This is a genomic window from Bacteroides sp. GM023 (assembly GCF_014750685.1).
In the GTDB taxonomy this organism is placed as follows: Bacteria; Bacteroidota; Bacteroidia; order Bacteroidales; family Bacteroidaceae; genus Bacteroides.
Genome location: NZ_JAAXGE010000010.1, coordinates 175891 through 190569, shown reverse-complemented (window position 1 = coordinate 190569; position 14679 = coordinate 175891). Strand labels below are relative to the sequence as shown.

General features: G+C 40.1%; 13 protein-coding genes. 10 read left to right on the top strand and 3 right to left on the bottom strand.

The genetic code is table 11. The annotated features are described in order from the left end of the window. Nucleotides 1-11: 11 nt before the first annotated feature. The 7 genes from HC965_RS20995 to HC965_RS20965 all read left to right on the top strand — a co-directional run bounded on the left by HC965_RS20995 (nt 12) and on the right by HC965_RS20965 (nt 7934). Nucleotides 12-1559 carry a carboxypeptidase-like regulatory domain-containing protein gene (locus HC965_RS20995; RefSeq protein ID WP_191033290.1) on the top strand — a complete coding sequence of 516 codons (1548 nt, stop codon included), beginning with the start codon at nt 12-14 and terminating at the stop codon, nt 1557-1559. A 61-nt stretch (nt 1560-1620) separates the two neighbouring features. After that, nucleotides 1621-1797, top strand: coding sequence for a DUF4250 domain-containing protein (locus tag HC965_RS20990; RefSeq protein WP_191033289.1), 177 nt, complete (start codon nt 1621-1623; stop codon nt 1795-1797). A 198-nt stretch (nt 1798-1995) separates the two neighbouring features. Then, on the top strand, nt 1996-2535 hold the full coding sequence (locus tag HC965_RS20985) for an RNA polymerase sigma factor (RefSeq protein WP_191033288.1): 540 nt from the start codon (nt 1996-1998) through the stop codon (nt 2533-2535). Nucleotides 2536-2539: 4 nt separating this feature from the next. Then, complete coding sequence (locus tag HC965_RS20980) at nt 2540-2890, top strand: hypothetical protein (protein ID WP_022136853.1); 351 nt, start codon at nt 2540-2542, stop codon at nt 2888-2890. A 33-nt stretch (nt 2891-2923) separates the two neighbouring features. Further along, nucleotides 2924-3484 (top strand): hypothetical protein, encoded by a 561-nt coding sequence (locus HC965_RS20975; protein ID WP_191033287.1) that lies wholly within the window; start codon nt 2924-2926, stop codon nt 3482-3484. 52 nt (nt 3485-3536) lie between these two features. Next, a complete protein-coding gene (locus tag HC965_RS20970) occupies nt 3537-6275 on the top strand; it encodes a TonB-dependent receptor (RefSeq protein ID WP_191033286.1) in 2739 nt (912 codons plus the stop codon). 87 nt (nt 6276-6362) lie between these two features. Next, nucleotides 6363-7934, top strand: a complete 1572-nt coding sequence (locus HC965_RS20965) for a ClC family H(+)/Cl(-) exchange transporter (protein WP_191033285.1) — start codon at nt 6363-6365, stop codon at nt 7932-7934. 76 nt (nt 7935-8010) lie between these two features. Here HC965_RS20965 and HC965_RS20960 read toward each other — a convergent pair whose 3' ends face one another. From HC965_RS20960 to HC965_RS20950, 3 genes are all read right to left on the bottom strand, one after another. After that, the gene (locus HC965_RS20960; protein ID WP_223854969.1) at nt 8011-9969 is read right to left on the bottom strand and encodes an LruC domain-containing protein; all 1959 of its coding nucleotides are present in this window, start codon (nt 9967-9969) and stop codon (nt 8011-8013) included. Between the two features lie 183 nt (nt 9970-10152). Continuing rightward, nucleotides 10153-10986, bottom strand: a complete 834-nt coding sequence (gene nfo, locus HC965_RS20955) for a deoxyribonuclease IV (protein WP_191033284.1) — start codon at nt 10984-10986, stop codon at nt 10153-10155. A gap of 81 nt (nt 10987-11067) precedes the next feature. After that, nucleotides 11068-11556, bottom strand: a complete 489-nt coding sequence (locus tag HC965_RS20950; protein ID WP_191033283.1) for an HU family DNA-binding protein — start codon at nt 11554-11556, stop codon at nt 11068-11070. A 700-nt stretch (nt 11557-12256) separates the two neighbouring features. On the opposite strand from HC965_RS20950, the gene HC965_RS20945 reads away from it, so the two are divergent. The 3 genes from HC965_RS20945 to HC965_RS20935 are packed head-to-tail and all read left to right on the top strand — an operon-like array spanning nt 12257 to nt 14664. Further along, complete coding sequence (locus tag HC965_RS20945) at nt 12257-12757, top strand: hypothetical protein (protein WP_191033282.1); 501 nt, start codon at nt 12257-12259, stop codon at nt 12755-12757. A gap of 24 nt (nt 12758-12781) precedes the next feature. Beyond that, nucleotides 12782-13732 (top strand): DUF6175 family protein, encoded by a 951-nt coding sequence (locus HC965_RS20940; RefSeq protein ID WP_191033281.1) that lies wholly within the window; start codon nt 12782-12784, stop codon nt 13730-13732. Nucleotides 13733-13740: 8 nt separating this feature from the next. Next, nucleotides 13741-14664 (top strand): hypothetical protein, encoded by a 924-nt coding sequence (locus HC965_RS20935; protein WP_191033280.1) that lies wholly within the window; start codon nt 13741-13743, stop codon nt 14662-14664. Nucleotides 14665-14679 lie beyond the last annotated feature (15 nt).

The window sequence follows — 14679 nt, the reverse complement described above, 5'->3', positions numbered from 1 at the left end:
AATTAAAAAAAATGAAACCGGCTTATTACTATCTTTCTATTCTGTTCCTGCTCTTTTTCGGATTTGATACGATGAGAGCAGATGGGGAGGATGTGTTGGAGCAAATAGTCCGGTTACCTAAAACGAAAGCAACGGTATATTCACTGTTGGGGGATGTTTCCCAACAATCAGGATATATGTTTATTTATGATAGTAAAGTCATAGACAATGACGTAGTGGTGAAAATAAAAGAAGGAAAGCGTACCATTCGTCAGGCTGTCTACGATATAATAGGAGATACTGACCTTGAATTTAAGGTTATCGGTACTCATATCCTGATAACTTCTCCTTCCGGACAAGATTTCCGGACATTACAAGACTCTCTTCCGCTTCAGCAAACTGTAAATTTAATTATTGCCGGTACTCTACTGGATAAGGAAACCGGAGTTCCTATACCTTCCGCTACGGTCGGGGTGCGGGGAACATCCGTAGGCAGTATCACCAATCAAGACGGAGATTTTAAACTGTCCTTGCCGGATTCTTTAAAGCAAGCACCGGTTGCTTTTTCACATATAGGTTATATTTCACAGGATATAGAACTCTCCATGCTGCTAGGTCGGCACAACATACTTAATCTCGAACCGAAAGTAGTCCCTTTGCAGGAAGTCGTCATCCGTAGAAGTGATCCCAGGAAGCTGCTGCGGGAAATGATAGAACGCAGGGAACGAAATTATTCGCATTCTCCCGTATATCTGACAACCTTCTACCGCGAAGGTGTCCAGTTGAAGAATAAATTCCAAAATCTGTCAGAAGGAGTCTTTAAGGTCTATAAGACATTCTCTTCTTCTTTACTGTCTGACCAAGTGAAGTTATTGAAGATGAGCCGGCTTAGTAATGTCGAAGTGAAGGATAGCCTGCTTGTGAAGGTAAAATCCGGAATCCAGGCTTGTCTGCAAATGGATCTGATTAAAGATATGCCTGCATTTATGATTCCCAATATAGAGAATAACACATATGTCTATACCTCGGAAGGAATGACATTCCTGGATAATCGCTTTGTGAATATTGTGCATTTCGAACCAAGAAAAGACATTACCGAACCTCTTTTCTGTGGCGAACTGTTTCTTGATTCTGAAACGTGCGCTTTATTGCAAGCCCGCCTTGAAGTTCATCCTAAATATGTAAAAGATGCCGCCGGAATGTTCGTAGAAAGGCGCACGCGCAACATCCGGATGATTCCTCAAAAAGTAGTATATACTATTTCTTATAAACCGTGGCAGGGAACTTATTATATCCATCATATCCGTGGAGACCTTTATTTTAAGGTGAAACATAGGGGGATGCTGTTTGGCAGCCGTGACCTGCATATTTGGTTCGAGATGATTACCTGTAAGGTGGATACGGAACAAGTGACAGCCTTTCCTCGTATTGACAGGCTATCTACCCGTACTATCTTCTCCGATACGAACTTCAAGTATGACGAGAATTTCTGGAAAGAGTTCAACATCATCCCTCTGGAAGCTGAAATCAGCAAGCTGATAGAAAAAGTCTCTTTAAAGATAGAAGAAATAGGTGATTGATTTGTTTTGCCATTCAATGAGATTGCTGTAACTTTGCACCCGGTTTAAAAGATTGTATGTTATGGAATTACCCAAAGACCCGATGATGCTGTTCAGTGTTGTCAATATGAAATTGAGAGATTGCTATTCTTCGCTTGATGAACTTTGCGAAGATATGGACGTAAATAAGGACGAACTGGTGAATCAGTTGAAATCCGTAGGTTTTGAATATAGCGCGGAACATAATAAGTTTTGGTAAACACTTTTTGTACGTAGCTTATAAATAAGTTATTTAAAGCGTTTTCATAGTCTTTGATGAGGCTATGGAAGCGCTTTCTCCATTCATATATACGCTCTCTTTTCTACTTTTCACGTTAATAAAAGCAAAAAGCAGAATCCCCTATTTAACTTCCCCACCTTTCTGCGTTCTAATAATCAAAGCTCAGAAAAAGAACAAATGATAAATGAGAATAAAATCCGGGAAGCTTGTACCTCGAATCGCGAACGGGGATTCAAGATGTTGATGGACGCTTTTCAGGAACCGATATATAATTATATCCGTAGACTGGTCGTATCTCACGAAGATGCGGAAGACGTACTTCAGGAAGTATTTATTCGCGTGTTCCGACATTTGGAGCAGTTTCGCAGTGAAAGTTCTTTGAGTACCTGGATTTACCGGATAGCGACCAATGAAAGTCTGCGTCTGTTGAATGGGCGGAAAGAAGAAGGGGCCATCGCTTCGGAAGAGATTCAGGAAGAACTGATGAGCAAATTGCAGGCTTCCGATTATATTGATTATGAAAACGGACTGGCAGTGAAGTTTCAGGAAGCCATTTTGAGTCTGCCGGAAAAGCAGCGGCTCGTGTTCAACTTACGCTATTACGATGAACTCGAATACGAAGAGATAGCACGGATATTGGACAGTAAAGTGGATACACTGAAAGTGAACTACCATTATGCAAAAGATAAGATAAAGGAATATATATTAAATAGATAGGACGATGAAAAAGGATTTTGATTTCGACGATATTGGTAAACGGACACCTTACCGCACTCCTGACGGATTTTTTGAGGATGTGCAACGAAAGGTGATGGAACGTGCCGGAGTTAAACAGCAGCGTAAATCCCATATGAAGTTGATTGTTTCTACGGTAATCGCTTTAGCGGCCATGTTGACAGGACTTTTATTTGTTCCGTCTTTGCATCAGACAGATGAAACCAAATCACCTTCGAATGTGCTGGCTGCCGACAGGAGCAATGGTACAGATGCGGATAAATGGATTAAAGAATTATCGGATGAGGAGTTGGAAGAGCTCGTCAGCTTCTCTGAAAACGATATATTTTTGAATTAAGTAACTCAATCAATTATTAAAAACGTGAAGATTATGAAGATGAAGTTTATTTATGTAATTTTGGCTGCCCTTTTGATGGGAAGTCAGATGACCCTTTCTGCCCAGAATAAGGACAATAAAGAGAGAAAACAACGTCCTACACAGGAACAAATGATGCAGATGCAAACCAATCAGATGGTGAAAACACTGATGCTGGATGATGCAACAGCCGCCAAGTTTACTCCGGTTTACGAGAAATATCTGAAAGAACTGCGTGAATGTCGTATGATGAACCGTAAACCAAGAGCAGAAAAGCCACAGGGTACGGAAGTGGACGCAAAGAAGGAAGGTCAAAGACCGTCCATGACTGATGCGGAAATTGCGACGATGCTGAAAAATCAGTTTACTCAAAGCCGTAAGATGCTGGATATTCGTGAAAAGTATTACAATGAATTCAGCAAGATACTTTCTCAAAAGCAGATAATGAAGATTTATCAGCAAGAGAAAAGCAATGCGAATAAATTCAAAAAAGAATTTGACCGCAGAAAAGGACAGAAGCCCGGACAAGGACATCATCACCAGGGACAAAAACCTCGTGCTCCGCGTCAGAGCTAAAAGCAAAGATTAGGTTTTTTATTAGAGTTGTATTTTACTAAATCAACACAATTTGAACATAGACAGCCGTATGTATTCTTTTCAGTACCGTTTGATTAGTTGTTATGTCTTCATACTGATTAGTTTGGCTGCTTATGCGCAGTCCGGTGGAGAGCGTTTTGCCGGACGTGTTGTTGACTCCGAAACCTACCAGCCGGTGCCGTTTGCTACGGTCCGGCTTTTGGCTTTACCGGATAGTGCAATGTTGGCGGGAGGGGCAACCGATGCACAGGGTAAATTCCAGTTAGCCGTCACCACTCCCAAGAATAAGTCTTTATTACTTCATGTTTCTTTTATCGGATATGCTCCGGTCTATCGTGCGGTTTCATCCGCAACAAATAAAAAAACTTTAGGGGATATACCTTTGACTTTGGAAGTAATAGCTTTGGATGAGACTGTCGTAGTGGGGCAGGCACCAATGGCAGTGACCGAAGAAGATACAACCGTCTTTAATGCGTCAGCTTATCGTACCCCCGAAGGCTCAATGCTCGAAGATTTAGTAAAACAACTTCCCGGAGGGGAAATTGACGCGGATGGAAAACTTCTGATTCACGGAAAGGAAGTGAAGAAGATACTGGTGGACGGCAAAGAATTCTTCTCCGATGACCCGAAAGCGGCACTCAAGAATCTTCCTGTGGAAATGATAGAGAAACTGAAAGCATACGAGCGTAAATCCGATTTGGCACGTCTTACTGGTATTGACGATGGAGAAGAAGAAATGATTCTTGATTTATCGGTAAAGAAGAATATGAAACGCGGTTGGATGGAAAATTTCATGGGCGGATATGGCAGTAAAGACCGTTACGAGCTTGCCAATACCTTGAATCGTTTTCAAGACAATTCCCAACTGACAGTTATCGGAAACCTGAACAATACAAATAATCAAGGGTTTTCTGAAGTGCAAAGAGAGTCTGCTAGTTCCAGCGGTAATCTGCGTACGCAAAAAGGACTGACTACTTCCCGTTCTTTGGGAGTCAACGCCACTTATGACTGGCAACGGGTTAAATTCCGTTCGAATATTCAATATGTGGGAACAGATCGTCTGGAAGATAGTCGTACGACCGTTGACAATTTCCTTCGGGCGGATAATTCAATTACTCAGAGCACCGGGCGCAATCGTCTGAAAAATGACAATCTGATAGCGAACGTATTTTTGGAATGGAAAATGGATTCGGTTACCACATTGATTTTCCGTCCTCAATATCGTACAGCCGTTAATGACAGGACTAATGAAGGATTCCAGCAAGGGTGGGGAAATGATGTTCTGCTCAACGAGAAAGAATCATCGGGAACAAATCATAATTCCTCATACAATATGACGATGATGTTGCAACTTAGCCGGAAACTTAGCCGGATGGGAAGAAACGTGGCTTTGAAAGTGGATTATGGCACTAACGCTTCTTCAACCGACAGGAAGAATCTTTCTACCACCCACTATTTCAAGAATAATACAGAAAAAGTTCAAAATCAAAAGATAGAAGATGATGTAGACGGTTATAATTATCGGCTGCAATTGGTCTATGTAGAACCGTTGCCCTGGCTACATTTTCTTCAGTTCCGTTATAGTTATCAATATCGTGTGAACAACTCCGACCATTTCGTCTACAACTGGGATCAGGCACTGGAAGAGTTTACACCTGATTATGATGAAGAAGCAAGTAATCAATTTGAGAACCAATACAGTAATCACCTGTTTAATGTTGCTATCCGTACTTCGCGTAAGAAATATAATTATAATATTGGTGCAGACTTTGAACCACAGAAGTCCGTAAGCCATTCCATCTTGAAGGATGACCCGGAAAATCAGTTGGAAAGATCAGTCTTTAATTTTTCTCCTACCGTCAACTTCCGTTATAAGTTTTCCAAGCGTACCCGTTTGCAGATTGTATATCGGGGTAAAAGCCGTCAACCCAATATACGTGATCTTCAACCGGTGACGGATAATACCAATCCTTTGAATATCAGAGTGGGTAACCCTTCTCTGAAACCTTCTTATACAAACACATTTACGTTAAATTTCAATTCTTATAATGCGAAGCATCAGCGAAATATGGTTGCTACCGCTTTAGTCGAGAATACTATAAACAACGTAACCAACCAAGTGACCTATGATAGTGAAACAGGTGTACGAACCACTACGCCACTCAATCTGAACGGAAACTGGCGTGCCCTGGGCTCTTTTTCGCTGAATACTCCTTTCAAGAACCGAAGCTGGATATTCCGTACCTATTCCTATCTGCAATACCGGAACCAAAACGGATATACTACTATCAATAAAGAAGCTCCCGTGAAAAATACGGTGAAACATCTCACTGCCCGCCAACGCTTGCAATTAACATATCGGACGAAGCAGATGGAAATTAGTGCACGCGCCGAATTGCTTTATAATAATTCGCATAACAACGTGAAGGAGACACGCACCGAAACGTATGATTATCGTTTCGGAACGGAAGTGCAATATTACCTTCCATGGGGAATCGAATTGTATAGTGACCTCACCTATTTCCAACGTTCCGGCTATGGATATGAAGGCTATGCCCGTGAGAATCTGATGTGGAACTCTCAATTGTCGAGAGCATTTCTGAAGCGGAAACAGTTACTGCTCCGCTTCAAGATATATGATATGCTCCATCAGGATGTTTCGATGATACGAACGATAACGGCTACCTCTATCCGTGACACGGATTACAATGCATTGGGATCTTATTTTATGGTACACGCTATCCTGCGTCTGAATCTTATGGGGCGCTGATCGGAAATTAAATCTTCATTTGTCTGAAACCACAGCAGGGTTTTGATTGTTGTATGTCATGCGTATAAAACAATGAAACTTTGCTGAATGCTTAATCTTGTCAGTAAATTGAAAGATAAGGGTCGTTGGCGAATCTTTAAACTGAAGTTAATTGATGCCCGGCTTTACTTTGTCAGTATCTTTGTGGGATTACTGACGGGACTTATTGCCGTGCCTTACCATTATCTGCTACAATTCTTCTTTAACCTTCGCCATGATTTCTTTAATTCCCATCCCAAGTGGTATTGGTATCTTCCTCTTTTTCTGTTGATGTGGGGCATTCTTGTCTTTGTCTCCTGGCTGGTGAAAAAAATGCCTCTGATAACAGGTGGAGGTATTCCGCAAACTCGTGGAGTTATCAATGGGAGAGTGGCATATAAACATCCTTTTATCGAACTGGTTTCTAAATTTGTAGGTGGTATACTGGCATTGAGTACAGGACTTTCTTTAGGGCGTGAAGGGCCTTCTGTGCAGATTGGTTCTTATGTAGGATGCCTGGTTTCCAAATGGGGGAGAGTCCTTTCCGGTGAACGGAAACAATTGTTGGCTGCCGGTGCGGGCGCCGGATTAGCAGCGGCTTTTGCCGCACCATTGGCTTCATCCTTGTTGGTTATTGAATCCATTGAACGTTTCGATGCTCCGAAGACTGCTATTACCACAATCTTAGCAGGAGTAGTGGCAGGCGGAGTTGCCAGTTGGATTTTTCCAATCAATCCTTACTTTCATATTGATGCCATTGTGCCGGGAATGACTTTTGGCGATCAGGTGAAACTTTTTCTTTTGTTGGCAGCAATAGTCTCTATTTTCGGGAAGTTCTTTTCTGTCACTACCCTTCAGGTGAAACGCATTTATCCTGCCATCAAGCATCCTGAATACGTGAAAATGTTATATCTGCTCTTTATCGCTTTTTTGATTTCTATGGCCGAAGTCAATCTGACCGGGGGAGGAGAGCAGTTCCTGCTTTCGCAAGCGATGAATCCTGATACGCATATTCTTTGGATTGTCGGCATGATGCTACTCCATTTCGTCTTTAGTATCTTTTCCTTTTCTTCGGGGTTGCCGGGAGGAAGTTTTATTCCTACACTGGTGACAGGCGGGCTTCTCGGACAAATAGTTGCATTGATTATGGTTCAACAAGGAGTCATCGCCTATGAGAATATCAGTTATATTATGCTGATCTGTATGTCCTCTTTCCTGGTAGCAGTAGTGCGTACTCCGTTGACGGCTATCGTCCTGATAACCGAGATTACAGGACACTTGGAAGTTTTTTATCCTTCTATCGTAGTAGGAGGGTTAACATATTACTTCACAGAGATGCTTCAGATAAAACCTTTCAATGTGATTCTATATGAGGATATGATTCATTCGCCTGCATTTACAGAAGAAGCACGTTATACTTTATCAGTAGAAGTTATGAGCGGCTCTTATATGGATGGGAAGACAGTCGATGAACTTCGCTTACCCGAACGTTGTGTTATCATAAATGTCCATCGTGACCGGAAAAACTGGACGCCTAAAGGACAGAAACTGATGCCTGGTGACCAGGTACAGATAGAAATGGATTCACAAGATATAGAGAAACTGTATGAGCCTTTGGTGAGTATGGCGAATATTTATTAGATAGTTTATACAATGACAAAAAAGCTGAAAGATACTGTCTTTCAGCTTTTTCTGCCCTCTTGTGTCTCTATATTAATTATTTCTTCTTATACCAGTCAGGATTTTTACCCAATTTAGCCCAATTTATGAAATCAGGATAAAGTTCACTGATAGCTTTCTGCTCATTGCTTCTATCTAAAAGAGGTGCTATATCTTCTACTGTAGCATTGTCCAAGTAGAAAGCGAAAGGATATATATTTTCTGAATCGGATATATAGTATACTCCTTTTTCGGGTACTGAACAGTCATCCATTGTTCCAAAGAAAGACATATCTACTTTATTAGTAGGTCTTTGTAAAGGGCAATGGATTTCGCGTCGCAAATTATTGCCTGATTCCCGGAATATAAATGGATTAACGCTTGTTTCTTTCGCCTTTTGGGATTCTTTGCCATAGTCGAATGCAACTTTATATTCGGCATTAATTTTTTCTTTTACATTTTTTGTTAGAATAACAACATTTCCGTCCTCGTGAGTGAACTTGGTTAATGCAAATTTCTCGTCTCCACTATACTTTATTGAATCCGCCGGTGTAGGCATTCCTGTGCTGTTGAGTATAACTCCCAGTCCATTATTATATAAGGCCCAATTTGCAAAAGTTTTAAATGTAAATGACTCTTTTAGAATTTTGTTGTTTACATCAAATGTCTTTTGATAAGTATATTGTGCCACTACATCATTCATATCATAATCTTTTGCAGCTGGCCATTCATCTTCAAAAGCGTAAACTCCCGTTTTTTCGATAGTTGTATTCAAATCGGTGTCTACAACAGGCGGAACGTCTGTTATTTCAGGGGTAGCTTTTAATGCGAATATGACATCTGTGAAGTTCTCATCATCTTTGAAATCTTCAAATGCGATAGCAACATTGCCATTAGCATCTTTGAACATTGCGGTATGTGTATTTATACGCTGGTTTTTGGGTTGGCTGAGTCCCTGAGTAGAGCAAGATAAATATTTAGATGTTTCTGTGTAAGTACCATATCCTGTAAAGTAGAAATTCCAGGAATTACATGCCAGCACAAAGCCAATTCTGTATCCTTTTGGAAAATCTTCCCCTACCGTCTTTTCGCCATTATCGCCAAAATATTTTAATTTTACGGCAGTCCCCTCATTGACACCTCTTGGGAGAGAACTCATGTTGCTTTGCCCCCAACTAGTCTGAGTGTTGGGGAATACAGTAAATACCTTTACAGCATCAAGGTTTTCGGGAACTTCGTTTTCTTTATAGTAGTAATATCCCAAAGAACTGTTCCAACAGGTCCATCCACCAATAGATGTCAAGACAATAGCGGTTTTATCATCCGTAGTACGTAAATCCTTATTTGTACGGAACTCGCTTGGGCAACTTCCCATTGTATTCAGGACGGAATATACGGTACTGCGTAAACTGGTCATTTCTTTCTGAGTCAGTGTCAGATTTTTATTTTCCTCTCCTTTTCCGTCATAGGCATACTTAATCATTCCTGTTCTTGAGTCAAAACGTCCTAATTTTGTAGACCATCCTAGTTTGGAGAAGCGATTTTCGTCATAACTGGAATTTGTTTTTCGTGTCACTGCCCTGGTTTCTTCAGTTTCCTCTGATGCAGCTATGACTTTTAGAGTTCCATTTTCAATTCTTCCTTTCAATAAGGCAGGCGCATAAAATGCTTCTGATACGATATATACATCTGAAACGTATGCCGGTAAATTTATCTCTCCGGTAAATTTTCCATTCTCATCTGTCCATCCCCCGTCTAAAGGTTTGATACTTTTGTTCATAGTCATAGTCGGACTTTCGTCTGCTATTTCTAATGGATTTTTATCATAAATAAGAAATGGCACTTTGGCATTTGTGATAGCATAGTCAATATCAGCATTAACTGTACTTGTTGTCGAAAAGTTTGAAGTATTAATTTCTTTTTCCGGTTCCCCCTGGTATAAGTCTTTATCACTGTCTACACAACTGCTTATACCCATTGCAATGAACATTGTGCATGCTAACCAATAATTTTTCATATCTGAATTGTTTTTGTTTATGCGATTTATACGGTTTGTTTTGTTTAAAATAAAGCCCGTAAGCACTTACTCTTTGGAGTTCAAATGCTTACGGGTACAAAAGTATATATTATATTCAATATAATAGTATAAAATTGGGACTTTTTTTGTAAATATGTTCTATAACTTGTATTTTCTGTTCGTTTATTCGACGCTTCTCAACCATGCAATCTCTTCCGCCCACTTGCTTTCATCCGGAGTTTCGAGTATGAGTGGTATATTGTCAAACCTGGGATCTTTCATTAATCTTTCAAAGAATGCTTTTCCAATTAAACCTTCACCAATGCTGTCGTGGCGGTCTACATGACTGCCTAATGCTTTCTTGGAATCATTCAAGTGCATACCACGAAGGTAATTGAATCCTACTTCTTTCTCAAATTCGTCAAAGACTTTATCGTATTCGTTTACAATATCATATCCGGCCGTATAGGTGTGACAGGTATCAAGACAAATACCTACCCGACTTTTGTCATTCACACGGTCGATAATGTATTTCAGTTGCCAAAATTCACTTCCTAAATTACTACCTTGTCCGGCAGTGTTTTCAATAACGGCTGTCACCCCTTTTGTCTTTTCCAAAGTGATATTAATGCTTTCTGCAATAAGAGAGAGACAATCTTCGACTGATATCTTATTAAGAGAACTGCCGGGATGAAAATTTAAGAGTTTCAATCCAAGTTCTTCACAGCGTTGCATCTCATCCAAAAAAGCGGCGCGGCTTTTAGCGAGCCCTTCTTCATCCGGATGGCCTAAGTTAATAAGATAACTGTCATGTGGCAGGATGTACTCCAGTTGGAAACCGTATTTCTCACAATTCTCTTTGAAAAGACTGATACTTTCTTCCGTTAATGGTTTGCTCACCCATTGACGTTGATTTTTGGTGAATAAGGCAAAAGCATTTGCTCCTATTTCGTGCGCATTGATAGGGGCGAATTCTACACCACCTGACGCACTTACGTGTGCTCCTATATATTTCATATATTCTTATGTTTATATTCTACTACTATTATATATAAGGTATTCAACCCGTTTTTGTTTAACGATTATTGGAAAAAGGGATTATTCTTCTTCAAAGTCAATTTCCCCTTTGGCTTCCTGTTCTACTTCAGCCTTGACTGTTTCCGGTCTTAGTGCATTCTTAGGGAAGTATTTGGATAATGGATAGCGGAAGAATTTCATTCTTTTCAATCGGGTAGCAAGTTTGCGATCGGCTGTAAAGAACACTTTTGATAATCGCACGTTATGTGGCATAATGTCGTCCGGATATTCGTAACCGTCGCTTGTGATAGCCACATGGAAAGAACCCAAGTCATGAATGGTTACGGATTCTCCACCTTCCAGGATTTTCTCGATAGCTTTAGGCAGCTCTGTCAGTACGCCAAGCACCTCACCTTCTGTAAGACTGCTGCGTTGGGAAAGCATTCTCGCCAAATCTCTTTCATCTCTTCCACCTCTTTTTTGTAGTTTGCGTTGCACTGCATAGTACAATGACTTCATGCCCCCTTCATGAGGAAACATTTTCTTTCTTACTAAATAGATTAAACTCATATTGTACCTTATTTATTGGGTATATATACCCTGTTTCTTTATTAAGTAATGCTGGCATCCGGTTCTCGTAGAGATACGAATTGCTTGCTACTTTGTTTTATTGTACCAGATGCTCATCTCGTACATTACCGGATGCTCATCTCGTACGATACCAGATGAGCATGTCGTACATGACGAGATGAGCATCTGGTATTGCGTATGTTGCAAAGGTAATGAATATATCTTATAGCTAAACCACTTGTTGGGTGTTATTATTCTGTTTATTGGATATTAATATGTAAGATGTTGGAAAGGAAGATATGGCATGAAGAAGTAAGAAATTTAAAATAAAATTTGTTGTTCTTAATTTAACTCTCTATATTTGCAGCATCCAGCTAGCCCTAGAGGGGGTGGCGGGGACTTTTTATAATTAAGAAAGGCGTTTACCAAACGTTATCTTCTGCATTCGAATCTCGCAAATTTGAAATCTGTAGGGAGATACGGCAACGGGAAGCGTCCACTTAAGGTGTCGTATCAAACATTATGCTGCGCATGGTGTTCTGTATATCTCATCTTGGCGTGGGCTAGCTGCGTTGCTTATCCTTACAGATGGGCAATGCGAGAGCCTGAATGCGGGATAAGCAAAAGTACAGACTCCCATGCCTTTTTTATTTTTTGCCCAATCCGGGGAGGCTATAAGCAGACAAAACAAAAAGCAGGAATGAAACGACGTGATTACTTAATAGTTATTGCTCTGTTCCTTTTTTCTATTAAGTCTATATCAATGTACGGACAAAATGTGAAACAGAACATTGATAGGAGATATGACATTATTTGTGAAGGAAATGGAGTAGAAGGTACTTACCTGGTAAAGGTATGGGTGTATGCAAACAAACTGAATCTGAAACCGGAAACACTCCGGAAGTATGCCGTTCATGGAATTATATTTAAAGGGGTTACTGGCAGCACGAAATGTAGCGGTCAGAAACCATTCGCTAAGAACTTATCTGTAGAAGAAGAAAACAAGGAGTATTTTGACGAGTTTTTCGAGAAGAAAAACGCCTATTTGAATTTTGCAACTATTGTAGAAGGTGCGTTTGAACGTGTCAAAGTAACAAAGCGGCAATATAAAATAGGTGCTGTGGTTTCTGTGGCAAAAGATCAGTTGCGAAAACAATTGGAAGCCGATAATATTATCAGAGGGCTATCATCAGGCTTTTAAAATGAAACTATAAACTATCAGGACATGAAACGGATATATTATGTTTTTGTTTTACTCTTCTTTTCGAGTAACTTGCTAGGACAAGCAAAAAAGCCGGAATTAATGGTTATTCCCAGTTTACCATGGTGTAATGAAAGAGGTTATGTGTTTGACAGAAAAACGGACTTGGGAAGTGAAACGTTCCCGGATTATAAGAAGGCACTGGCGCAAGATAAAGATTTAATGAATGTTATCTCTAAGATAGGCATTTTGATGGCTGATAAGGGATTTCCTTTAAAAGACCTTTCTGCTTCTATAAAAAACATGGAAATGATAAATGCCCGGAACTCCATGACTTTGAGTAAGAATTCGGGTGCCGTGTTGACAGAAACAGCATTGGATATGTTGAAACGAACTGCTAAGTGTGACATTATCCTGGAAGTTGATTGGAGCGTGAATGTATTGGGACCAAAGAAGTCGGTAACATATAATTTGCGCGGTATTGATGCCTACACTAATATGCAAGTTGCAGGGGCACAAGGAACAGGAGAACCCTCTTTTTCGGCGGAGATTCCTGTCTTAATTGAAGAAGCCATCCTTGTCAATATGGATAATTTTACCTCGCAACTACAGGCTCACTTCGACAATTTGTTTGAAAATGGTAGAGAGGTTTCTATTGATATAAATGTATTCGATACGGGAGCAGGTATTGATTTGGAAACTGAATATGGTGAAAATGAATTGATTGATATCATTGAGGAATGGCTGGAGACACATTGTGTGAAAGGACGGTTTTCGAAAATGGAAGGTTCGGAGAATTTTGCAATGTTCAGTCAGGTTCGAATCCCGATGATGAATGAAAACGGCAAAGCAATGGATACGGAAGATTTTGTAAAGGAATTGAGAAAGGTGTTGCGTAAACCTCCGTACAATCTTAACTGTAAGGTAATTCCTCATGGATTGGGAAGATGTCAATTGATTATAGGTGATAAATAAAAAGTATCATGAAAAGGATTATAAGTGTATTTATTGTATTGCTGATGTTTCTCAATGGAATGTCAGCACAAGAAGAATGTGACACTCCTATCGCTGTGTTAATAGCAGAACATATTGACGGAATGAATGAAACACAGCAAGAATACTTGCGTTCAAAAATGGAACAATTAGTTGTTACTCAAGGTATTTCAGCAGATTTCTTTTATACTCAATTCTTCCTCACAGCGGATGTTGTAGGTATGCAGAAAGAGATTGTGCCTACTATTCCGGCAAGTGCGACTTGCCAGTGTGATATTGTTATCAAATTGGTGGATAGGGCAGGTCTGAAAACTATGGCAACTTTGGTTGTCAACGTAAGGGGAGCCGGTGCGACAGAAATAAAAGCTGTGCAAAATGCCATGAGGTTGATAAATCCGCAAAACAAGAAATTGTCGGACTTCATCAAAGGAGCAAAAAGTAAAGTGCTGGATTATTACAATCAACACACAGGGCAAATTGTATTGCAGGCACATCGGTTGGCAGGTCTGGAAAAGTATGAAGAAGCTTTTAACTTGTTGGCTTCCGTACCGGAGTGCTGCAAATACTATAATGAAGTAACTCGTGAAATAACAACTATTTATCCGAAAGCGAGGGATAAAATCGGAGAAAACTATTTAAAGAAGGCTCGTAGGATATGGACAGTTGAACAGACCAGTGCTGCCGCTGAGGAAGCTTGTTATTGGTTGTCTTTAATAGATCCAAAGTCACCTGCTTATTCTAAAGGCGAAACACTGTATGCCGAAATAAAGAGCCGGGTACAAGTAGAAGTACAACATCAAATGAAAGTTTATGATGATAGTGTCGATTTGATGAAAGAGCAAATAAATGCTGCAAAAGAAATCGGAATGGCTTACGGCAGAGGACAGCAGACAGAAATTAATGTGATAAAATAACATACAACTAAAAAC